We start from the raw sequence: 21,953 nt of genomic DNA, 5'->3' as shown, positions 1-21,953 counted from the left end.
CCCAGCGTCCTGACAACGTGTGCATCTACCGTCGCACGGAGACATGGTCCACTGAAAGCCCGTTTCCTAGATTTCCTCGATATAGCGGGGGATGCGACAAGGGTGGGCACTTCCGGAAGGCGGCCACACCCGCCCCGAAATAACCTCCTCGTCGCCTTCCGCCACACAGGTCCCCTTTCGCCCTCCGCGGCGCGCGAGCGGACCGTCAGGCCGGGACCAAAGAACACCGGGGGTCACCGAAGGTACGGCACTCTATTGAAATGCCACGTCCCCTCAGCGAACTGCCCAAGGCACACCTGCACCTGCACTTCACCGGCTCCATGCGGCACTCGACCCTCGTCGAGCTGGCCCGCGAACACGGCTTACACCTTCCCGACGCGCTTGAGGAGGACTGGCCGCCTCGGCTGCGCGCCACCGACGAGCGGGGCTGGTTCCGTTTCCAGCGGCTGTACGACATCGCGCGCTCCGTCCTGCAGCGGGAGAGCGACGTCTACCGGCTGCTGCGCGAGGCGGCCGAGGACGAGGCGGCCGAGGGGTCGGCCTGGCTGGAGATCCAGATCGACCCGTCCGGGTACGCGTCGAGGTTCGGCGGGCTCACCTCGGCCATGGAGCTGATGCTCGACGCGACGCGCAGGGCCGCCGACCACGCGGGAATAGGGATCGCGGTCGTGGTGGCCGCCAACCGCACCCGCCACCCCCTCGACGCCAAGACCCTCGCCCGCCTCGCCGCGCACTACATGGACCAGGGCGTGATCGGGTTCGGGCTCTCCAACGACGAGCGGCGCGGCCGGGCCCGTGACTTCGACGGGGCCTTCCGGCTGGCCAAGCGGGCGGGGCTGCTGGCCGTGCCGCACGGCGGGGAGCTGCTGGGCGCCGCCAGCGTGGCCGAGTGCGTCGACGTGCTGGACGCCGACCGGGTCGGGCACGGGGTGCGGGCGGCCGAGTCGCCACAGCTCATGGAGCGCCTCGCCGCCCGGGGGATCACGTGCGAGGTCTGCCCGACCTCCAACGTCGGTCTCGGGGTGGCCGAGCGGGCCGAGGACGTGCCGCTGCGGCGCCTGTTCGAGGCGGGGGTGCCGATCGCACTGGGCGCCGACGACCCGCTGCTGTTCGGCGCCAGACTGCTGCCCCAGTACGAGCTCGCCAGGCAGGTGTACGGCTTCTCCGACCCGGAGCTGGCCGAGCTGGCCCGCCAGTCGATACGGGCGTCGGCGGCACCGGAGACGGTGCGCAAGAAGCTCCTCCAGGGGGTCGACGACTGGCTGGCCTCAGCGGACTGAGCGGGCGATCTCCTCGGCGCGGCCGATGTCCCCGGCCCCCTCCAGGCGCAGGCCGACCTGCCCGCGCTGCCAGATGAGGGTGGGCCCGGCCGCGCGGGGGCGGGCCTCGGCCTCGCCGCCGCGCCGGGGCAGGTAGGTCAGGCCGTGTGGGGCCGGGATCCACTGCGCCTCCGCGTCGCCCACCCGGGTCTCCAGCGGCCAGGGGGGTCCCAGCTCCTTACGGAAGACGAGCAGGAGGCTACCGTCGTACTCGTCCAGCCTGAGGCCGGGCCAGAGCAGCGAGACCACCCGGCCGCCGTCGCCCACCCTGACCTCGGCGGGCTCGCCGAGCGTGGCGGGGACGGCGATCGGGAACGCCACCTGCTCCCTGGCCTGCTCCAGGGTGACCCGCCGCTCGCCCGGCAGTGGCTGGGGCGCCCAGGAGGGCAGGGGCCCGGGGTCGCCGATCCTGAGCTCGACGCCCGCGAAGCGCAGGATCTCCGCGACCGCCGCCCTTCCCGCGGGCGTCGCCCCCAGCAGCAGCGCGACGAGGATCGCGACGGCGGCGACCGCCGCCCGCCTCCGCGCCCGCCCGCCGGCCCGCAGCGCCCCCCACCCCCGCCGGAGCACTCCCCGGCCACCCGTGACCGCGGGCGCCTCGGGGGCGGGCACTTCCAGGCGGGCCCGTACGGCCCGCGCGACCTCGGCGGGGTGCGGGGAGGGGACGTCGAGGGACTCGCCGAGGTCGAGGAGCCTGGCTTCGAGGTCGTCAGATGAGGTCACGTGCCACCTCCTCGCGCAGACGGGCCAGGCCACGGGAGGTCCGCGACTTGACGGTGCCGACGGGAAGATCGAGCACCTGGGCGGTCTCGGCCTCCGACAGCTGAAGGAGATACCGACAGACGACGGTCTCGCGTTCCCGCTCGGGCAGCGTACGCACCGCGTCGAGGAGCCGCGCCCGCCGGTCGGTGGTGACGGCCGCCTCCTCGGGGCCCTCACCCACCGGCGGAACGGCCTCGGTGAGCCGCGCGGCCAGCTTGTCCCTGCGACCTCGGGAGCGGGTCAGGTTGTGCGTCTCGTTCGCCACGATCCGCAGCAACCAGGGCCGGAACGGCGCGCCGCAGCGGAAGGACGTCAGGTTGCGGTACGCCTTGACGAACGCCTCCTGGACCACGTCCTCGGCCTCGTCGGCGGCTCCGAGCATGGCCGCGGTGCGGTGCGCGAGCACGCTGTAGCGGGCGACCAGGACCTCGTAGGCGTCCAGGTCACCTGCCAGCGATCGGGCGATCGCCTCGTCGTCGTCCGTCGGGGGGCTCCTTTGCGGATGTCTGAGAGATTTCACCGCATGCGGGCCCTCCCGCGAAAGCCCTCGGGCGAGTGCGCTCAGTGGAGGGCGTAGGCGACCGCCGCGTCCGGGTCGGTCTCGTAGCCCTCGGCGAAGATCGCGTCGTAGGTCTCGTCGCCGAGCAGTTGCCTGGCCGTCCGCTCGGCGACGGTTCTCGGCTCGGACATGCCCGCCGAGCCGAGGCCCCGCAGCCCGAAGGTGGCCCGCAGCCGTACCACCGCCCCCTGGAGCCTGGCCGTGCGGCGGCCGTCGCCCTCGACCGCGGCGATCACCGCGAGCTGGTCGACGGCCAGCGCCACGCCGGCGGCGTCGCGCAGGCGCCACTTGACGTCGAGCGACTGCCGGGCGGCCTCCGCCGCCTCGCTCACCCTGCCGAGCCCCAGCTGGGCGATGGACAGGACGTAGTCGCCGCAGGCGCGGGCCCAGCGCTCGCCGTGCGCGTCACAGAGCCGCTGCACCTCCTTGAGCACCGAGACGGCCCTGTCGAACTCGCCGCGCCAGGTGACCGCCATGGCCATGGTCACCAGGGCGAGGGGTTCGCCGACCGTGTCGGCCTCCGCCCTGCGGAAGTACTCGCGCACGCGCTCGACGCACGGCTCGACCTCGTCGAGGGCGCCGGCGCACAGGGCACGGCTGGCCAGCCGGAGCTGGGCGTGCCCGGCCGCCGCGTAGTCGCCCCAGTCGAGGGCCGCGGACAACGCCGCCTCTGCCCGGCGGCGACCCCGCTCCAGCTCACCCCTGGCGATGGCCACGCAGCCGTCGGCCCACAGGAGTCTGGGCAGGTGGGGGTCGGTGACGGAAGCCGATTCGAGCGCGCGTGCCATGTGGTGGCGGCCCTCGTTCAACCGGCCCAGGCAGAACCAGAGGATCCAGAGCGTGCCGGCGAGCTCGACGGACACCGGGGAGGCGGGGTCGAGGGCGAGACGCAGGTCGGTCATGGCGAAGGCGAGGCGGGCGGCCCACTCCTCCTGTCCGGGGCCGTACCAGCCGGTCTCGGCCCTGCGCGCCAGGTCGAGGTAGTGGTGGCGGTGCCGCCGCGCCAGCCTGGCCTCGTCCCCGAGCAGGGCGAGCCGCTCCCTGCCGTACTCCCTGACCGTGACCGGCTGACGGTAGCCGCCGGGAACCCGGACCAGGAGGAACCTCCGCACCAGGCTTTCCAGCAGGTCCGGTACGTCCCTCAGGCGCTCGTCGCCGCACACCCACTCGGCGTCGGCCGTGCCGAAGTTTCCCGCGAAGACCGAGAGCCTGGCCCAGAGCAGGCGTTCCCCGGGGCCGCAGAGCTCGTGGCTCCACCTGATCGCGGCGCGTACGGTCTGGTGGCGGGGCACCGGCGCCCGGCTGTCGGGCGGGGTCTCGAACCGGCTCTCCAGGTGGTCGGCGAGCCGCTCCACCGGCATGTCCCCCAGCCATCCGGCGGCCAGCTCGACGGCGAGCGGGACACCGTCCAGCCGCCGGCAGATCCTGGCCGCGGCCGCCAGGCCGGTCTCGGTCGTCTCCAGGCCGGGCGCCGCGGCGGCGGCCCGGTCGAGAAGGAGGCGGAGCGCGTCGTTCCCCGCCATCCCCTCCTCCTGCGGCCACGGCGCGTCGAAGGGTCCGACGGGCAGCAGCGCCTCCTGCGGCAGTCCGAGCGGCCGGCGGGAGGTCGCGATGATCCGCACCCCCGGCGCCGCCGCCAGGATCTGGGCGACGAGGTCGCGGCAGGCGGGCAGAAGGTGCTCGCAGTTGTCGAGGAGCAGCAGGAGCCTCCTGCCCGCGAGAAACTCGACGATCGTCTCGTCCTGCGTCCGCGCGGACCGCTCGGGGATGCCGAGGACCGCCGCGACCGTGTGGGCGAGCAGGTCACCGTCGCGCTCGCCGGACAGTTCCACCAGCCACGTGCCGTCCGGGTGGTGTTCGTGCCACCGGCGTGCGGCCCTGATCGCGATCCGTGACTTGCCGATGCCGCCGACACCGGTGACCGTGGTCAGCGGTGTGTCGGCCAGCAGCTTCAGCAGCCGCCGCACCTCGCCTTCCCGGCCGATGAAGCCATCCGTCTCCGCGGGCAGGTTCCCCCGCCACCATTGGACCTGTTCCATCGGTTCGCGCTCCTTCTCCACTTACCGGGAATAGCACTCCTCTCAAATCACGGACCGGTCGGCCGGTGATTCCCCAGGGGGATTTCCTTGTCCCCCGGTGCAAATCTCACCGCCGTATCGAGGTCGAACTTCCCCCGTACGGCGTGAAACGCGGAAATGCAGGTGCTTTATAACTGATTCGGCGGAGCCGGTAATCGGGGGGCGAGCCCACCCGGAGGCCGATCCCCCGGGCGCGGCTCCCGGCGGCACTGCCTGTGGATCGTTTGAGGGGCCGCCTTGAGGGAAGCGCCATTAGACTCTGGCTGTCCCTGGCCGCGGCCTGTCGCCGCGGCCTTTCCTTAACCGAGCTGAACGGAACCGCATGTCTGGGTATGACCGCGTAGTGCAACCCGCGGCCGGTGACGAGGCCCTGGAGAACCACCTTGGTGGGGACGAGGCCAGGAATTACCGGCAGTACGAGCTCGACATGGTCGCCCCACACGTGGGCCGGTCCATGCTGGAGATCGGTTCCGGGCTTGGCCACTTCGCCGAGCAGTTCCTGCCCCGCCTCGACCGGCTGGTGGTCAGCGACTTCGACCCCTACTGCGTGGAGCAGCTCCAGAAGCGCTTCGAGGGCCGCGACGACATCGACGTGCTCCAGTTCGGCCTGCCGACCGAGATCCCCATCGGCGAGAAGGTCGACACCGTCGTGATGATGAACGTCCTGGAGCACATCGAGGAGGACGTCGAGGCCCTGCGGTCGCTCGCCAAGGTCACCCTCCCCGGCGGCCGGATCATCATCTGGGTTCCGGGCTACATGCAGCTTTACGGGGACTTCGACCGCAAGGTCGGCCACGTCACCCGCTACACCCCGGCCACCCTGCGCAGCACGGTCTCTCGTGCGGGCCTGGACATCGACGTGCTCAAGCCGATCAACTTCCTGGGCGGCATCGCCTGGTGGGCCGCGGTCCGCCGCGGCGGTGTCGGCTACCCCGACCCCCGCCTGGTCAAGATCTACGACCGCACCGTGGTACCCCTCACCCGCCTCATCGAGCGCTTCGTCCGCCCGCCGTTCGGACAGACCGTCTTCTGCGTCGCCCGCGTGCCGAAGTGATCTCCGCCCGCGCCGTCCCCTCCCCCGCGGCCATCGCGGTGCCCGGCGTGACGGCCGGGGGCGGCCGGGGGCGGCCGGGGGCGCAAACAAATCGGTTGCACGCCTCGCCAGGGGCGCCGTAAGGTCATTCACATGTGGATCAACTCCTAAGAGCCGGCGTCGATCAGCCTTCGCTGATCCGCCCGCACTCAGCGTTTCAGCCCCGTTCGTCTGACGCGGCAGCTGAGTTGTCCGACCCGGGATCTCGCCGCGTCGTCACTTTCCTCAAGGAGTCCATATGCGAATTCATGCCGCCCGCAAGCGCAGTGGCAAGTCCAAGTCCGCCAAGACCACCAAGACCCACACCCCGCTGCCCGAGCACGTCGTGCCCGCGGCGCCCCAGCGGATGCCGATGCCGCCCACGCCGATGAGGCCCACCCGGCAGCCGCGCCGGATCCCCGGCAAGGGTGGTCGCTGACCTACCGAAAAGCCCCGGTCCACCGACCGGGGCTTTCCCGTCTCGCACGGTGCCTCGCGGTTCGAGGCCGCGGGCACCGGTGTCACAGACGCTCGATGATCGTGACGTTGGCCTGGCCACCGCCCTCGCACATCGTCTGCAGCCCGTACCGGCCACCGGTCCGCTCAAGCTCGTGCAGGAGCTTGGTCATCAGGATCGCGCCGGTGCCGCCCAGCGGGTGGCCCAGGGCGATCGCGCCGCCGTTCGGGTTGACCTTGGCCGGGTCGGCGCCGAGGTCGTTGATCCAGGCCAGCGGGACCGGGGCGAACGCCTCGTTGATCTCGGTGACGTCGATGTCCTCGATGGACAGGCCCGCCTTCTTCAGCGCCTTCTGCGTCGCCGGGATCGGCGCGGTCAGCATGTAGACCGGGTCGTCGCCGGTGAGCGCCAGGGTGACGACGCGCGCCCTGGGGGTCAGGTTGTGGTCGCGGACCGCCTGCTCGGAGGCGATCAGGATCGCTCCGGAGCCGTCGGAGATCTGCGAGGAGGTGGCGGCCGTGATCTGCCCGCCGTCCCGCAGCGTCTTCAGCGACGCCATCTTCTCCAGCGTGGTGTCCGGGCGCGGGCCCTCGTCGTCCTCGACACCGTTGAGCGGGGCGATCTGGTCCTTGAAGTAGCCGTTCGCGACGGCCTTGGCCGCCCGCTGGTGGCTCTCGTACGCGAACTGCTCCAGCTGCTCGCGCTTGAGGTTCCACTTCTCGCACATCAGCTCCGCGCCGCGGAACTGGGAGATCTCCTGCTTGCCGTACCGCTCGACCCATTTTTCGCCGAAGGGGAAGGGCATGCCCTTCTCCAGCGCCGCGCTGATGCTCGACCCCATGGGCACGATGCTCATGGACTCCACCCCGGCGGCCACGACGAGGTCCTGGGTGCCGGAGAGCACGCCCTGGGCCGCGAAGTGGATCGACTGCTGGGAGGAGCCGCACTGGCGGTCGATGGTCACACCGGCGACGCTCTCCGGGAGACCTGCGGACAGCCACGCGTTGCGCGCGATGTCCATGCTCTGCGGGCCGAACTGCATGACACAGCCCATGATCACGTCTTCGACCGCCGACGGGTCGACACCCGTACGCTCGATGAGCGCTCCGAGGGTGTGCGCGGCCAGATCGGTGGGGTGGACGGTGGACAGACCGCCCTTCTTCTTGCCGACCGGGGTGCGGACCGCCCCGACGATGTACGCCTCTGCCACAGTGCCTCCTGCGTGTGAACCGAGCTGCCTGCGAAACCGAGCATCATTCGGTCAGTAGGAGGTTACAACAGAACTTTTATCCACGCCCTATCCGGGGTGTCCTCTTCACTGAGAGGACCCCCCACCCTTTTGCGAAATATCAGGAGCTCTGCGCTGACCTGGGCGGTATCGCTCAGGCCATCCTGGTGCTCGTCATGGTCGCGTAGGCGATGACGTTGTCCGTGTAATGACCGGTCGTGCGGTCATAGGTGCCGCCACAGGTGATCAGGTGCAGCTGCGGGTTCGGCGACTCGCCGTACACCCGCTGTGTCGGGAACACCGACTTGTCCGCCTGCTCCAGCCCGCCGACGGTGTAGACGGCGATGACGCCGTCCTTTCTGTGCACCTCGATGACGTCGCCGTTGCGGATCTCGTCGAGGCGGCTGAAGACCGCGCTTCCCATGCGCGTGTCCTTGTGCCCGAGCATGATCGCGGGACCGGCCTCGCCGGGCGTGGGTCCCGAGCGGTACCAGCCGACCAGGTTCGGGTTGCTGACCGGCGGCACCTCGATCGCACCCTTGCCGTCGAGCCCGACGGATCTGACCGGCGCGTTGACGCCGAGCCGCGGGATGACCAGGCGGACCGGGCTGGAGGGCTGCATGGCCGGGGCCGCCGGCAGGCTCGGCTGGGGCGGCGGCACGGTCGGGGGCGCCTGGAAGTACGGGTTCACCGGCGCCGCCGCGGCCTGATTTCTGGGGGGCAGCGTGGTGCGCTCGCCCATGCCGTACTCCTCCGGCGCGGCCAGCACGTAGAGCATGCCCACCAGCACCGTGACCACCCCGGCGATCCCGGCCAGGATGAGCACCGACCGCATCACCCGCCCACCGTCGAGATGCCCGTCGAGATGCCCGTCGGGGTGTCCCCCTCGCGGCCACTCCTCGTACGGCTCCCCGTAGGGCGGGCCGTGCTGCTGCTGGAACGGGTGCGGGTACTGCGGCTGGACCGGGACCGGCCGGTAGTGGGGCACGTGCCCGGGGTGTTGACCGCCCGGCGGGGGGGTGCTCATCCGGCCACCCCGATCAGCCTCGGCCTGCGGTGCGACGCCGCAGCACCATGCCGCCGATCCCGGCGAACGCCACCATCAGCACACCGCTGAGCATGATCATTCGGGCATCGGGGCCGGCGTCCCCGCCACCGCCCGTGGCAGCCCCTCCGTTGGGGGTCTCGTCGATCTGCCCATCGGAGGGGGGCTTTTCCGGTTCGGAGGTCTTGGTCTGGGTGACGGTGACCGTCGGCTTGGGAGTGGCGCTCGGACTCGTGGTCGCACTCGGGCTGGGACTCGTAGTCGCACTCGGGCTCGGGCTCGTACTCGTACTCGGGGAACCCGTTACCACGGTCACCCGCAGCGCGGCGGCGCTGGCCTCGGCCGAGTTGAGCGGAACACCGCAGTCGAGCAGCTCGGCCTCGTTGGTCCCCGTACCGGGGTCCAGGTACAGGGTGAACGGACCCGGCTGGAAGGCCACCACGCCGGTCGCGCTGGGGGTCACCGTGACGAGCAGGGGAGGTGCGGTGATCGGCTGCCCGGCGGCCGGGGGAGCGGCGGTGGCCGCGAGCGAGCGGAGTTCGGAGGGAAGCGCCAGGACCGGCGAGGGAGAGGCGTCGATCTGCACCTCCGCGTCGATGACGACACGCGCGCCCGCCGGGGCCGGCGCGGTCGGGGTGACGGTGAGTCCCGTGGCGGGCTGAGCGATCTTCCAAGTCGCCACCAGGGGCGAGTTGGTCGCCGCCGCCGTCGGGCCGCTGAGGTCCATCTGGAAGATGTACGTCGCCGACGGTGACGACACGCCGCCGAGCGTGCAGGCGTAGCTGACCGGGTTGGGGTCGGCGTACATGGAGGCGACCGCAGGGACCGCGCCGAAAAGAACGCCCGCGCCCGCCGCGGCGATCGCGGCTGTCTTGACCGCGACGCGCCGCCGCGTCTTGGACTTCAGCACAGTCTCTCCCCATTCCAGATCCATCGACCGGCTCGCACCGGCCCTTAAGGCTTACACGCCTTGGTCAAGGTTCGGCATAGATCCTACGAACAGAGACCATGGTGCGCGAGCGAGTCGGCGAAACGGACACAAATTCCCATCTATCCCACAGCAAACGACACCGTACATCGGTGAAGTTTCAAGCAACAGACAGGGTATGGCGCATGGGAGTCACGGTGAGTAGCCGACCGCCGCCGGGATCCGCACGGTGTCGTGACCGCCGCAGGACAGAACACGCGAGGGTTTCCGGCGGCTCGATCGGCTCCCGTTCAGGGAGGATTCAGTGGAAGCCGCGCGAACGGGTATACGGGTCTTGACATCCTCCCGAGCTGGAGGTTTGTGATGAGCACCCCGGTTGCGGCACACGCGCGCGGCGGGCAGGTGCCCCGCCGGCGGATCCCGGCGAGATGGGTGACCGCCGCCCTGACGGCGGCCCTCTTGGCCGCCATCGGGCTCAGCACCCATTACCGCTCCGCGGAGTCGGTCGCGGCGTCGGGCGCCCGGTTCGACCCGGCCGCCTTCGGAGCGCGGACGTACGAGAGCGAGGTCGTGCCCGCGATCAGGAGGAGGGCGGTCGAGCTGCCCGTGCTGGTGAAGGCCGTGACCACCGACAAGAGAGCGGCCGACAGGCGCTACGGCGTCCGGCAGGGCAACGGCCCCTACAACTTCGCGGTCAAGGGCACCGGCAGGGCCGGAGTGGCGGAGTCCGGGCTGATGCCCGTGACCGTGCCGGGCCTGCCACCGGGCACCCGGGTCTCGTTGCAGGTGGGTCCTGCCGTCAACGGCACGGCGCTGCGGGACGCGGCCGGCATCGGATTCAGGCGGTTCCGCAACCAGGCGGAGTACGCCGCCGCCGCCACCGCGCTGAACAACCAGTTGTGGAGGAATCTGCTCAAGAACCTGGACCCGGAGCACCTGAACGGCAAGGAGATCTCCTTCGTCGGTGCCTTCAACTTCCTCACCCCCTCCGTCGTGACCATCACCCCGGTCTCGATCAAGGAGATGCCGTGAAGACCGCGGCGACCAAAATCCTGAGCGCCCGCGACGTCACCAAGGTGTACGGGAACACGCACGTGCTCAGGGGTGTCGACTTCGACATCGCCGCCGGTCGGGTGACCGCGCTGTTCGGCAAGAACGGAGCCGGCACGTCGACCCTGCTGAAGATCCTCTCCGGGATCGAGCAGCCCACCACCGGCCACGTCGAACTCGACGGGGAGCCCGTCAGGCTCCGGTCTCCCCGCGACGCCGCCTACCGGGGCATCTCGATCATCCCTCAGGAACTCAATCTCTTCCCCAATCTGAGCATCCAGGACAATCTGTTCCTGGCCCGCGAGATCTGCGGGGGCCCCTGGGTGATCGACCGCTCCTCCCAGCGGGCCACCAGCGCGGCGATCCTGCACAGTCTGGGAGAGGACCTGGATCCCGATCGGCTGGTCGGTGACCTGAGCCCGGCCCGGCAGCAGATCGTCGAGATCGCGCGGGCGCTCCTCCAGGAGGCCCGGGTGCTGATCATGGACGAGCCCACCTCGGCGCTCACTCCTCCGGAGGTCGAGGCGCTGTTCCGGGCCATCGGGGAGCTGACCGCGAGCGGAGGCGCGGTCGTCTACGTCTCCCATCAACCGGACCGGGTGCTGAAGATCGCCGATGACGTCGTCATACTGCGCGACGGGCGGCTGGCCGCCACCGCGAACGCCAAGACCGTCGATATCCGGTGGGTCGTGGAGCAGATGGTCGGCCCCGACCGGGAGGCCCTGTTCGCACGCCTCACCCAGGTCATCGAGGCGGAGCCACCGCCGTCACGAGCGGAGCCACGAGAGGAGGAACTGCTGACCCTGCGCGGGCTCTCGGTGGCCGCTCCGGCCAATCCCGGTCATCTCGTGATCGACGACCTCTCCCTGACCGTCGGGGAGGGCGAGATCGTGGGGATCTACGGCCTGGTGGACTCGGGCCTGACCGAACTGCTGGAGGCGCTCGCCGGCCGGATCCCCTCGCAGTCGGGTGACGTCCTGCTCTCGGGCGTCCCGTTGGAGAGCGCGAGCATCCGCGACCGCATCGACCGGGGCCTGATCCTTGTCCCTCGGGACCGGCGGCGCGACGGCCTCATCCAGACGATGTCGGTCGGGGAGAACCTCTCCCTGGCCGGACTGGACAGGTTCGTCCGACGGCTGTTCGTCTCCCGGGAGCGCGAACTGGACGCCGTCGATCGGATGATCTCCGACGTCACCCTCAGGACGGACGACGCCGGAGCGCCCGTCGAATCGTTGAGCGGCGGCGACCAGCAGAAGGTGGTCATCGGCAGGGCGCTGCTGACCGATCCCCTGGTACTGCTGCTGGACGAGCCCTCGCGCGGCGTCGACGTCGGCGCCAAGGCCGACATCTTCGAGCTTCTGGCGGCACGAGCACGACACGGCCTGGCCGTCCTCTTCACCACGTCCGACGCCGAGGAGGCCCTGCACATCCCCGACCGGCTGCTGGTGCTCGCCCGCGGGGTCGTCACCGGCGACTTCCGGCGTGGCGCGATAACCCGGGAGGAGCTGATGAGCGCGCTGGACGGCGTCACCGTCGACAGGGCCGAGGGCGGTGCGAATTGACACCTCAGGGAACACCCCCCGCACCGGCGCCTCCGGGCCGCCCCCCGCCGGAGCGGATCGCGACCCGGGCGCGCCACCTGTCCCTGCTGAACGGCCTGTTCGAGTTCCGGGCGCTCATCGCGCTGGCGGCCCTGATCGTGCTCTTCGGCATGCTGACGGATTCGTTCCTCACCGTGCCGAACCTCATCACGATGGCCGAGCAGATCGCGGTCAACGGGGTGGTCGCGCTCGGCATGCTGCTGGTCATCCTCAAGGGCGGCATCGACCTGTCCGTCGGCTCGGTCATCGGGCTCTCCGGGGTCGTCGCCGGCGAGTTGCTCGAAGGTCTCGATCTCAGGTTCGTCGACGTGATCGCCTTCCCGCCCGTGTGGGGCGTGATCGTGCTCTGCGTCGTGGTCGGCATGCTCGTCGGCCTGGTGAACGGTGTCCTCATCACCCGGTTCGAGGTGGCGCCGTTCATCGCGACATTCGGCATGCTGTACGTGGCGCGGGGACTCGCACTGCTGATCTCCGGCGGCTTGACCTACACCAACCTGGACGGCAGCCCCCAACTCGGCAACACCGGCTTCGGCCTCCTCGGCAACGCACGCCCGCTCGGCATCCCGGCCCCGATCTGGATCATGATCGTCCTGTCCGTCGCCGTCATGCTGGTGCTCACCAGGACACCGTTCGGCCGATGGTTGTACGCCGCGGGCGGCAACGAGCGGGCCGCGGAGCTCTCGGGGGTCCCGATCAGCCGCGTCAAGACGGTCGTCTACGTGATCTCCGGCGGCTGCGCCGCGCTCGCGGGTCTCCTCATCGCCTCGGAGCTGACCGTGGCGGCACCTCAGGTCGGTGAGACGTTCGAGCTCAACGCGATCGCCGCGGTCGTCCTCGGCGGCGCCACGCTGAACGGGGGACGCGGCACCGTACGGGGCACCCTCGTCGGAGCCGTCGTCCTCGGTCTCCTCGTCAACGGCCTGATGATCCTGGACGTGTCGCTGTTCTGGCAGATCCTCATCAAGGGATCCTTGATCATCTTCGTGGTGATGCTGGACCAGGGGCAGCAACGGCTCCAGCGGCACCGGGCCTCCGTCTCTGCGCTGGTCACCGACGGGCGACCGGACTGACGGGCTCCGGCGGCCGCCTCTCGACACCCGTCCGCGGCACATCTGCCGATCCCGGTATCTCCCCGAGCCGCCGGTGATTTTCACGGCAGTACGGTTGCCGCTTCTTTTGGATTTTCAGATTAATAGGTGATCCAACTCTCATTGGGTAATTGGCAGGATAAACGGCATGGCAGTCGAAGCGTTCAGCAGCGATATCACGCTGCGCATCAACGGTGCCGACCACTCCGTCTCCCTGGACAACCGGGTGACCCTGCTGGACGCGCTGCGCGAGCATCTCGGCCTGACCGGGGCGAAGAAAGGGTGTGACCACGGGCAGTGCGGGACGTGCACGGTCCTGCTGGACGGCCGGCGGGTGAACAGCTGCCTGACGCTCGCGGTCACCGCCACCGGACAGGAGATCGTCACCATCGAGGGGGTCGCCGGCCTGGCTCACGCGAACGACCTGCACCCCGTTCAGCGGGCGTTCCTCGACCACGAGGGCTTCCAGTGCGGCTACTGCACGCCGGGCCAGATCTGCTCGGCGATCGGCGCGCTCGCCGAGGCGGATGCGGGCTGGCCCAGTCATGTCACCGAGGACGTCGCGGCCGGTGTCGCCTCCTGCGCCGCCCTGGACGCCGAAGAGGTCCGCGAACGGATGAGCGGCAACCTCTGCCGCTGCGGGGCGTACGCCGGGGTTGTCGAGGCGGTCCTCGACGTCGCCGGGTCGAGTCCCGGAGGCAACCGATGAGACCCTTCGCCTACGAGCGCGCCACCGACCCCGGCGCCGCCGCCACCGCCGTCGTGGACGGCACCGACGCGATGTTCCTGGCCGGCGGAACCAATCTGGTGGACCTGATGAAACTCGGCGTGGCCCGGCCGGCGAGGCTGGTGGACGTCACCCGGCTGCCGTACGACCGGATCGAGCACCGGGCCGACGGAAGCGTGCTCATCGGCGCGACGGTGCGCAACAGCGACCTGGCCGGCGACCGGGGCATCAGGGAGCGCTTCCCGATGCTCGCCAGGGCCGTGCTGTCCGGAGCCTCCGGACAGCTCAGGTCGATGGCCACCACCGGCGGCAACCTGCTGCAGCGCACGCGCTGCCCGTACTTCCAGGACGTCACCAAGCCGTGCAACAAGCGCGACCCGGGTACGGGCTGTTCCGCGATCGGCGGCAGTCACCGCGACCTGGGTGTGATCGGCACCTCCGACAGCTGCGTGGCCACCCACCCGTCCGACATGGCGGTGGCGATGGCCGCTCTCGACGCCGTGGTGCACATCAGGCTCGCGGGCGGAAAGGAGCGGGCGGTGCCGCTCCACGACCTCTACCTGCTGCCCGGCGACACCCCCGATCGCGAGACGGTCCTGGAGCCCGGCGACCTGATCACCGGTGTCGAGCTGCCGCCGCCCCCGGACGGCGCGGCCATGCGATACCGCAAGGTCCGCGACCGCTGGTCCTACGCGTTCGCGGTGGTCTCGGTCGCGGCCCTGGTCACGACGGAGGGCGGCGGGTCACTGCGGGAGATCCGGCTGGCGCTGGGCGGGGTGGCCCCGCGGCCGTGGCGGGCGCACCAGGCCGAGCGGATGCTGGCCGGTCACCGGCCGAACAGGGAACTGCTGCTGGCGGCGGCGGAGGCGGAGTTCGCGTCGGCGCGCCCCCTGCCGGGAAACGAGTTCAAGATCGGGCTCGCCGCCGACCTGATCGCGGCGAGCGTACGCGATCTCACGGGGAATCCCGTGGGAGGGGAACGGCGATGACCACGCTCGACAAGGTGGTGGGCGGGGCACCGGCCAGGATCGACGGACGCGAGAAGGTCACCGGCGCGGCCCGCTACGCCTACGAGTACCCGGTGCCGAACGCCGTCTATGTCTGGCCCGTGCAGGCCACCATCGCCCGCGGCCGGGTGCGCGCCGTCCACGGCGGCGCCGCACTGGCCCTGCCGGGGGTGATCGCCGTACTGGACAGCGGCAACGTCTCCCGGCTGCACCCCGCCGACGACGCCGAGCTGGCCGTCCTGCAGTCGGCCGACGTCGCCTACCGCGGGCAGATCGTCGCGGCCGTGGTCGCGAGCACCCTGGAAGGCGCCCGCGAGGCGGCGTCGGCGGTGCGAGTGGACTACGACGAGCAGGAACACGACGTCGTGCTGAGCCCGGGCAACCCGCGGATCTTCTCGCCCCGGAAGGCCAACGCGGGTTTCCCCGGGACCGTCCACTGGGGCGACGCCGAGAGCGCCCTGGCCGCGGCACCGGCCGGCATCGACGCCACCTACACGACCCCGGCCGAGCATGCCAGCCCGATGGAACCGCACGCCACGATCGCGTTCTGGGAGGGCGAGACCCTGACCCTCTACAACGCCGACCAGGCGCCCTGGATGTCGGCGACCGCGATCGCCGCGCTGTTCGGCCTCGCCGACGGCGCGGTGAGCATCGTCGCCGACCACATCGGCGGCGGTTTCGGGTCGAAGGCGCTACCGCGCCCGCCGACCGTGCTGGCGGCGCTGGCCGCCCGCGCCGTCGGGCGGCCGGTCAAGGTGGCGATGACCAGGCAGCAGATGTTCCCGCTCGTCAGCTACCGGACGCCCACCGTGCAACGCGTGCGTCTGGGGGCCGAGCTGGACGGCCGGCTGACCGCGGTGTGGCACGACGCGCTCCAGCAGAGTTCGAAGCGCGTCGAATACACCGAGCCGACGGTCGCGGCCAGCCGCATGATGTACGCGACGCCCAACAGCCACACCACCCACCGGTTGCTACAGCTGGACGTGCCGACCCCATCGTGGATGCGCGCGCCCGGCGAGGCTCCGGGGATGTTCGCCCTCGAATCGGCGATGGACGAGCTGGCGTACGCCCTTGGGATGGATCCCGTCGAGCTGCGAATCGTCAACGAGCCCGCGCTGGACCCCGAATCGGGCCTCCCGTTCAGCAGCCGCAACCTGATCGCCTGCCTGCGGGAGGGGGCGGCGCGCTTCGGCTGGGCCGGACGCGACCCGGCGCCGGGCGTCCGCAGACAGGGCCGGTGGCTCGTCGGCACCGGCGTCGCGTCCTCGACCTACCCGGTTTTCACCATGGCGTCCACCGCGACCGCCCGCGCCGAGCCCACGGGCAGGTTCGTGGTCGAGATCGCCGCGGCCGACATCGGTACCGGGGCTCGCACCGCGCTGGCCCAGGTGGCGGCCGACGAGCTCGGCGTGCCGATGGACCGGATCACCATCCTGGTGGGCCGCAGCGTCTTCGGACCCGCGCCGTTCGCCGGCGGGTCCATGGGCACCGCCTCGTGGAGCTGGGCGGTGAGCAAGGTGTGCCGGACCCTGGTCAGGGAGCTCGACGAGCGGTCCGGGGTGGTCCCCGCCGAAGGGCTGCAGGCGCGGGCGGACACCACCGAGGACCTCGCCGCCCAGGGGCGGTTCTCCCGCCACTCGTTCGGAGCGCAGTTCGCCGAGGTCAGGGTCGACGTCGACAGCGGGCAGGTCCGTATCGAGCGGCTGCTCGGGGTCTTCGCGGCCGGCCGGATCGTCAACGTCAGGACGGCGCGCTCGCAGTTCCTCGGCGGTATGACGATGGGGATCTCCATGGCCCTGCACGAGGCCCTGCAGATGGACCCCCGCTTCGGTGACTTCACCAACCACGACCTGGCCACTTACCACATCGCGTCGAGCGCCGACGTCCGCGGGATCGAGGCCCACTGGATCGACGAGCACGACGACGAGCTCAATCCCGTCGGTGTCAAGGGCATCGGCGAGGTGGGGATCGTCGGCACCGCCGCCGCGATCGCCAATGCCGTCTTCCACGCGACCGGCTCCCGGCAGCGCGACCTGCCGATCACCCTCGATCGGGTGCGGGCCGCCATGCACACCGGCTGACGGGACCTTCCCCGCCGATCTCGGGGAGATCGCCGCGACAGGTGCGGTCGGGCGGGATCTACCGTGAGCATGGGGCAGAGTGGTCGAGTAGGCCGGGACTGACCGGCCCAGGACTGCCCGTCGCCGGCGCGCTCGGCCGCAGAAGGGGTGACCATGAGGAAGACCGCGAGCCGGATCGTGCCGACCGCCGGCCTGGTGGCGATGCTGGTGGCGACGCTGGCCGCCTGCGCCGGCGACCCGGCCGCCGAGGGGGTGGCTCCCCCGAATGCGGCGCCGGCGACCTCGGGGAGCGCGAGCGGCACTCCCGGGGAGAGCGGGACTCCCAGCCCGGCTCCGAGCAGGGTGCCGGACGGGGTGCCGGACCTCCAGGCGGGAAAGGAGATGGCCCGCGACATCGAGGTGCCCTGGGGGCTGGCGTTCCTGCCTGATGGCGACGCGCTCGTCTCCGAGCGCGACAGCGGCCGGGTGCTCCAGGTCCCGGGGCGCGGCGGGCGGCCACGCGAGGTCTACCGGGTGCCCGGCGTGGTCGCGAGCGGCGAGGGCGGCCTGCTCGGGCTGGCCGTGTCACCCGGCTATGCCAGGGACCGTTACGTGTACGCCTACCTCACCGCCGAATCCGACAACCGGATCGTGCGCTTCCGCCTCGGCGACGCCACACCCGAGGTGCTGTTCGACGGCATCGCCAAGGCCTCCTTCCACAACGGCGGCCGCATCGCGTTCGGACCGGACGGCATGCTGTACGCCGGCACCGGAGACGCGGGGCAGCGGGAGTCGTCGCAGGATCCGCGCCTGCCGAACGGGAAGATCCTCCGGCTGACACCGGAGGGCAGGCCCGCCCCCGGCAACCCGACGCCGGGCTCGCCGGTCTACAGCCTCGGCCATCGCAACGTCCAGGGGCTGGCCTGGGACGAGCGGGGACGCCTTTTCGCCACCGAGTTCGGGCAGAACGCGCTGGACGAGGTCAACCTGATCGAGCCCGGCCACAACTACGGCTGGCCGGAGGTGGAGGGCAAGGGCGACACGCGCGGCGGTAAGTTCACCAACCCGCTGGTGACGTGGCCCACGAGCGAGGCCTCCCCCTCCGGTGCCGCCATCGCCGGGAACACGCTGTATGTGGCGGCGCTACGCGGGGAGCGGTTGTGGACGGTGCCCCTGCACGACGGGAAAACCGGCGAACCCCGGGCCGAACTGGTCGGCCGGTACGGCCGCCTGCGCACGGTCGCCGTGGCACCGGACGGGGCGCTCTGGCTGACCACGTCCAACACCGACGGGCGCGGTGAGGTGCGCGAGGGCGACGACCGGATCCTGCGCTACCCGGCCAGGGCCGAGACGGAGTGACGTGCCCCTCGGCCGCGGCCGACGCGGCGCCGGCGGACACGGTCAGCCCTCGGCCTGGAGCCGGTCCCGTACGTCGCGCGCCATGCCGGGGTCGTCGGCGATCACCCCGTCCAGGTTGAGCCGGTACAGACGCCTCAGCCACTTCCGCACCTCCTCGTTGGCGCGCCCGCCCGAGCTGTCGCCCCTGAGGTCCGCCCGGAGCCGCACGGCGAGTTTGCGAACCGTCGTGGCGTGTACCAGGAGCCCTTCTCGCTGGGCGTTCCTGACGAGCGCGGCGGGTGACACCGGCCTGCTCTCGAAACCGCCGGGATCACGGGGGCCGATCCGCTTCGTGACCACGCCGATGCCGTCGGCGTACCCGGCGATCTCCCGCAGGCCCTCCGGAGTGACCATGTCGTCGTAGGTAGCCGGATCGCCGGCCCGCACATGGTCGTACGGGGCGCCGTTCGCTCCGATGAACTGGATGAGCCGGAGCCGGGTGAGGGGATGCAATCGTTTGAGGTTCCCGGTCTCGAAGGACTGGATGAAGACCGGGTCCCGCTCGTCGTCCCAGCCGTACTTCCGGAAGGTCTCCAGCAGCGGTTCCTCCAGCGGCAGCCCGATCGAGGCGAAATAGGTGGGGAACTTGGTCTCGGCGTAGACGCCCACGCCGTGCTTCTGCGCGAGCTGGACTATCTCGTCGAGCGTCGGGATTCTCTCCATCCCGTCGTAGGCGGTGTTGCCTCGACGCTGCGTGGGGAAGCGTTCCCTGGCACGGAGGGTGCGCAGCTCCGCGAGGGTGAAGTCCTCGGTGAACCAGCCCGTGTGCCGGATGCCGTTTATGGTCTTGGAGGTCCTGCGGTCGGCGAACTCCGGATGCCTCGCGACGTCGGTGGTCGCCGAGAGCTCGTTCTCGTGCCGGGCGACCAGCACGTGGTCCTTGGTCGAGACGAGATCGGGCTCGATGTAGTCGGCGCCCATCGAGATGGCGACCGTGTAGGCGAGCAGCGTGTGTTCGGGCCGGAAGGCGCTGGCCCCGCGGTGCGCGATGATGATCGGCTCGGCCCCGCGGCGTCCGAGCCGCTTGGCCGCCGGACTCACCTGACGCTCGGCCGTGGAGTGCACGGACCGTTCGGCGGTGGAACCCGTGAGCCCTTTGGACACCGAGTCGCCGGACTGCCCGGCCGCGGGGCTCGCGGATCGCGCACCCGTCGAACCCCCGTGATGGAGGGCGCCGATCGCGGCCATTCCTATGAATACGGCCAGCAGACCGGCCCGCGCCTTGCTCACCTGCGTACACCCCTCACTCTGGGTCAGAGGGGGGACACATTCGCATAAACGCCTATACCCGGACCGGACAGGTGATTAACGATCAGAAGCGATCCCCTCGGGAGCACGTTGCGCGACTGTCTCCGGAAATAATCTGAAATGTCCCCCGGCGGCCACGCCGACATCGCGTTCCCTCGGAGCAGCCGACATCATCGCCACGACCGGGCTGACGACGGCCTCTATAGGACGTGCGCGAGTGCGGTGCCCGCTGTGACGTGACCCCGCAGGTCCGTTGTCCGACGGAGAAAGACGAAGTGACTGACTGCCCGGTTCGCGTCTCGACGTCTCCTGGGACGTCACCGCCGGCCTGTCGATTCAGCGCGCGACCGCCCACCGCGTCGGCCCCGGACCCCATACCGGCCTCAGGCCCCTCGCCGGCCTCCGGTCCCCTTGCCGATCCCAGGCGGCGGACCGGCGTCGCACCGGCCGCGCACCACAGACCGTTGCCGCCCCGGTTTCAAACTGCAGGCCAGGCCGCTACCAACCCGCCCGGCCCGGCCGCTGCCCGTGCCGGTGGTGCCCGTGCCGGTGGTGCCCGCCGTGCCTCGCCCGCCCATGCCGTCCGTACCAGCGATCCCTGTGTCGCCGCGCATCCGAACCGCGCCGCCCGAACCCGCGGTCGCCGTACCGTCCCGCCTCGAAACCCCGCCGCCCGAACCCCCGGTCGCCATATCCCCGGGTCTCCGGACCCCGCTGCCCGAACCCCCGGTCCTCATACCGCCCGGACCCCAGATCCCCCGGCCGCCCGAACCCGCGATCGCCATACTCACCGGCCTCCGGACCCCGCCGCCCGAACTCCCGGTCCTCATACCGCCCAGGCCTCGAATCCCCCGAGCGCCCGAACCCCCAACCCTCACCGCGCTCGGCATCTGAATCCGGCCGGCCAACCCCATATCGCCCAGGGTCCGAATCGTCTGACCGCCCGAACCCCCGCCCCCCGCCGCGCTCGCCGCCCCTGCCCCGCCACCCGAACCAGCGACCCCCGTGACGCCTCGCCTCATGACCCCGCCGCCCGAACTCCCGCGCCCTGTGCCGTCCGGTATCCGAACGCCTCGGTCGCCCGAACCCCCAGTTCCCTCCGCGTTCGATGCTCGACTCGGAGCGTGTGGCCGTGTGCCCGTTCCCCGAACGCAGCCGTTTGATCGTCCATCCTCCGGCGTGCTTGCCCCCCGAGCTCGCGGACTTGTGCGCGCCCCAACTCGTGGAGCGCTCGTGCGACGGCTTCGAATGCTGGGCGGCGCCGAGAGCGGCCACCCCTATGAGTACGGCCACGACACCGGCCCGCACGATGCTCACCTGGGCACACCCCCGCCTTCTGATCATTCGGGGGGCCACTTCGTACAAACAACTCCCTACCCGGATTGCCGGGGAGGCTAACGATCGGAGGCGGTCGTCGGAGCGGCCGCGACCCGCCGATTCAGCGAGTACGGCGGCCGGACCCGGCGCTCAGGTACGACGGGTCTTCGACAGGGTCGCATAGACGATGATGTTGTCGGTGTAGTGACCGGTCTTCCTGTTGTAGACACCGCCACAGGTGATCAGGCGCAGGGTCGCCTCACCGGTGTTGCCGTAGACCCGCTTCGACGGGAAGGCCGCCTTGCTGACCTGCTCCACACCGTCGACCGTGAACTCCACGACGGTCCCGTCCGTCCGGGAGACCTTGATCTTGTCCCCGCGCTTGATCTCCTTCAGCCGGCTGAAGACGGCGGCCCCGCTCCGGGTGTTCACGTGCCCGAGAACCACCGAAGGTCCCTGCTGCCCGGGGATGGGACCGTACTTGTACCAACCCGCCTGGTTGGGCTTGCTCAGCGGAGGAGTCTGGATCTCCCGCTTGGAGTCGACGCCGAGCGCCATCAGCGGGGCCAGCACGCCGATCTTCGGGATGGCCAGCCGCCGGGGCTTCACCCCGTTACTCTTCAACGGCGCCGGAGGCTGGACCACCGGCAGCGGCGGCGGCGCCGTGGGCGCGGCGGCCGTCAGCGGGACGTCCAGCCCGCCCGGTCCCACCGCTGACGGCAACACCCCCGCGGGCTGCTGCTCGGCGACCTGCTCCCCGGTGCCCGGCTGCGCGCCCGGCTGTTCCTGAAGGGTGCTGACCGCCGCCTGCGGCTCGGACAGCCCATAGCCCGGATCCTCCGGCGCCGGTGAGAGGTACGCGAGCAGCCCCGCCATGATCGCGGCCACCCCGCCGAGCGACCCGGCCACCAGGAGCCCGGCCATCAGCATGTTCCCCTTGGGCTTGGCCGCCGGGCCGCCGCCGGGATAGGGGCCGGGACCGCCCTGCACAGGTCCTTGGTACATCCGG

The 21,953-nt window shown here is 71.0% G+C and carries 18 protein-coding genes; 10 read left to right on the top strand and 8 right to left on the bottom strand.

Annotated features, from left to right (window positions below):
* The first annotated feature begins 260 nt into the window (after nt 1-260).
* Nucleotides 261-1,280: an adenosine deaminase gene (locus ABZU75_RS24675; protein WP_355558522.1), complete on the top strand. Its 1,020-nt coding sequence runs from the start codon at nt 261-263 to the stop codon at nt 1,278-1,280.
* Here ABZU75_RS24675 and ABZU75_RS24670 read toward each other — a convergent pair.
* The 3 genes from ABZU75_RS24670 to ABZU75_RS24660 are packed head-to-tail and all read right to left on the bottom strand — an operon-like array spanning nt 1,269 to nt 4,679.
* Nucleotides 1,269-2,042, bottom strand: a complete 774-nt coding sequence (locus tag ABZU75_RS24670; RefSeq protein ID WP_355558519.1) for a hypothetical protein — start codon at nt 2,040-2,042, stop codon at nt 1,269-1,271. The genes ABZU75_RS24675 and ABZU75_RS24670 overlap by 12 nt on opposite strands.
* Nucleotides 2,029-2,601 carry a sigma-70 family RNA polymerase sigma factor gene (locus tag ABZU75_RS24665; protein WP_355558516.1) on the bottom strand — a complete coding sequence of 191 codons (573 nt, stop codon included), beginning with the start codon at nt 2,599-2,601 and terminating at the stop codon, nt 2,029-2,031. The genes ABZU75_RS24670 and ABZU75_RS24665 overlap by 14 nt, the downstream gene beginning before the upstream one ends.
* A gap of 41 nt (nt 2,602-2,642) precedes the next feature.
* A complete protein-coding gene (locus tag ABZU75_RS24660) occupies nt 2,643-4,679 on the bottom strand; it encodes an NB-ARC domain-containing protein (RefSeq protein WP_355558513.1) in 2,037 nt (678 codons plus the stop codon).
* Nucleotides 4,680-5,040: 361 nt separating this feature from the next.
* Between ABZU75_RS24660 and ABZU75_RS24655 the strand changes: the two genes are divergently transcribed.
* Nucleotides 5,041-5,772: a methyltransferase gene (locus ABZU75_RS24655; RefSeq protein WP_355558510.1), complete on the top strand. Its 732-nt coding sequence runs from the start codon at nt 5,041-5,043 to the stop codon at nt 5,770-5,772.
* Between the two features lie 277 nt (nt 5,773-6,049).
* Nucleotides 6,050-6,229 carry a hypothetical protein gene (locus ABZU75_RS24650; protein WP_355558507.1) on the top strand — a complete coding sequence of 60 codons (180 nt, stop codon included), beginning with the start codon at nt 6,050-6,052 and terminating at the stop codon, nt 6,227-6,229.
* Between the two features lie 82 nt (nt 6,230-6,311).
* On the opposite strand, the gene ABZU75_RS24645 is transcribed toward ABZU75_RS24650, so the two are convergent.
* From ABZU75_RS24645 to ABZU75_RS24635, 3 genes are all read right to left on the bottom strand, one after another.
* Nucleotides 6,312-7,457 (bottom strand): acetyl-CoA C-acetyltransferase, encoded by a 1,146-nt coding sequence (locus ABZU75_RS24645; RefSeq protein ID WP_355558504.1) that lies wholly within the window; start codon nt 7,455-7,457, stop codon nt 6,312-6,314.
* A gap of 172 nt (nt 7,458-7,629) precedes the next feature.
* A complete protein-coding gene (locus ABZU75_RS24640) occupies nt 7,630-8,502 on the bottom strand; it encodes a class F sortase (RefSeq protein WP_355558501.1) in 873 nt (290 codons plus the stop codon).
* Between the two features lie 13 nt (nt 8,503-8,515).
* The gene (locus tag ABZU75_RS24635) at nt 8,516-9,430 is read right to left on the bottom strand and encodes a hypothetical protein (RefSeq protein WP_355558499.1); all 915 of its coding nucleotides are present in this window, start codon (nt 9,428-9,430) and stop codon (nt 8,516-8,518) included.
* Between the two features lie 381 nt (nt 9,431-9,811).
* Here ABZU75_RS24635 and ABZU75_RS24630 point away from each other — a divergent pair, with 381 nt between their 5' ends.
* From ABZU75_RS24630 to ABZU75_RS24600, 7 genes are all read left to right on the top strand, one after another.
* Nucleotides 9,812-10,480: a DUF2291 family protein gene (locus tag ABZU75_RS24630; protein ID WP_355558496.1), complete on the top strand. Its 669-nt coding sequence runs from the start codon at nt 9,812-9,814 to the stop codon at nt 10,478-10,480.
* A complete protein-coding gene (locus ABZU75_RS24625) occupies nt 10,477-12,060 on the top strand; it encodes a sugar ABC transporter ATP-binding protein (RefSeq protein ID WP_355558493.1) in 1,584 nt (527 codons plus the stop codon). Before ABZU75_RS24630 ends, ABZU75_RS24625 begins: the two co-directional genes overlap by 4 nt.
* Nucleotides 12,057-13,169, top strand: a complete 1,113-nt coding sequence (locus tag ABZU75_RS24620; RefSeq protein WP_355558490.1) for an ABC transporter permease — start codon at nt 12,057-12,059, stop codon at nt 13,167-13,169. Before ABZU75_RS24625 ends, ABZU75_RS24620 begins: the two co-directional genes overlap by 4 nt.
* A gap of 166 nt (nt 13,170-13,335) precedes the next feature.
* Nucleotides 13,336-13,896, top strand: coding sequence for a 2Fe-2S iron-sulfur cluster-binding protein (locus ABZU75_RS24615; RefSeq protein ID WP_355558487.1), 561 nt, complete (start codon nt 13,336-13,338; stop codon nt 13,894-13,896).
* Nucleotides 13,893-14,903 carry a xanthine dehydrogenase family protein subunit M gene (locus tag ABZU75_RS24610; RefSeq protein ID WP_355558484.1) on the top strand — a complete coding sequence of 337 codons (1,011 nt, stop codon included), beginning with the start codon at nt 13,893-13,895 and terminating at the stop codon, nt 14,901-14,903. The genes ABZU75_RS24615 and ABZU75_RS24610 overlap by 4 nt, the downstream gene beginning before the upstream one ends.
* The gene (locus ABZU75_RS24605; protein ID WP_355558481.1) at nt 14,900-17,002 is read left to right on the top strand and encodes a xanthine dehydrogenase family protein molybdopterin-binding subunit; all 2,103 of its coding nucleotides are present in this window, start codon (nt 14,900-14,902) and stop codon (nt 17,000-17,002) included. Before ABZU75_RS24610 ends, ABZU75_RS24605 begins: the two co-directional genes overlap by 4 nt.
* A gap of 153 nt (nt 17,003-17,155) precedes the next feature.
* A complete protein-coding gene (locus tag ABZU75_RS24600; RefSeq protein WP_355558478.1) occupies nt 17,156-18,340 on the top strand; it encodes a PQQ-dependent sugar dehydrogenase in 1,185 nt (394 codons plus the stop codon).
* Between the two features lie 42 nt (nt 18,341-18,382).
* Here ABZU75_RS24600 and ABZU75_RS24595 read toward each other — a convergent pair whose 3' ends face one another.
* Nucleotides 18,383-19,609: a glycerophosphodiester phosphodiesterase family protein gene (locus tag ABZU75_RS24595; protein WP_355558476.1), complete on the bottom strand. Its 1,227-nt coding sequence runs from the start codon at nt 19,607-19,609 to the stop codon at nt 18,383-18,385.
* Between the two features lie 1,485 nt (nt 19,610-21,094).
* A complete protein-coding gene (locus ABZU75_RS24590) occupies nt 21,095-21,949 on the bottom strand; it encodes a class F sortase (RefSeq protein WP_355558473.1) in 855 nt (284 codons plus the stop codon).
* Between the last annotated feature and the right edge of the window lie 4 nt (nt 21,950-21,953).

The sequence above is a fragment of the Streptosporangium sp. NPDC005286 genome (genome assembly GCF_040607515.1).
GTDB lineage: Bacteria > Actinomycetota > Actinomycetes > Streptosporangiales > Streptosporangiaceae > Streptosporangium.
This window is presented reverse-complemented; position numbering and strand designations above follow the sequence as displayed.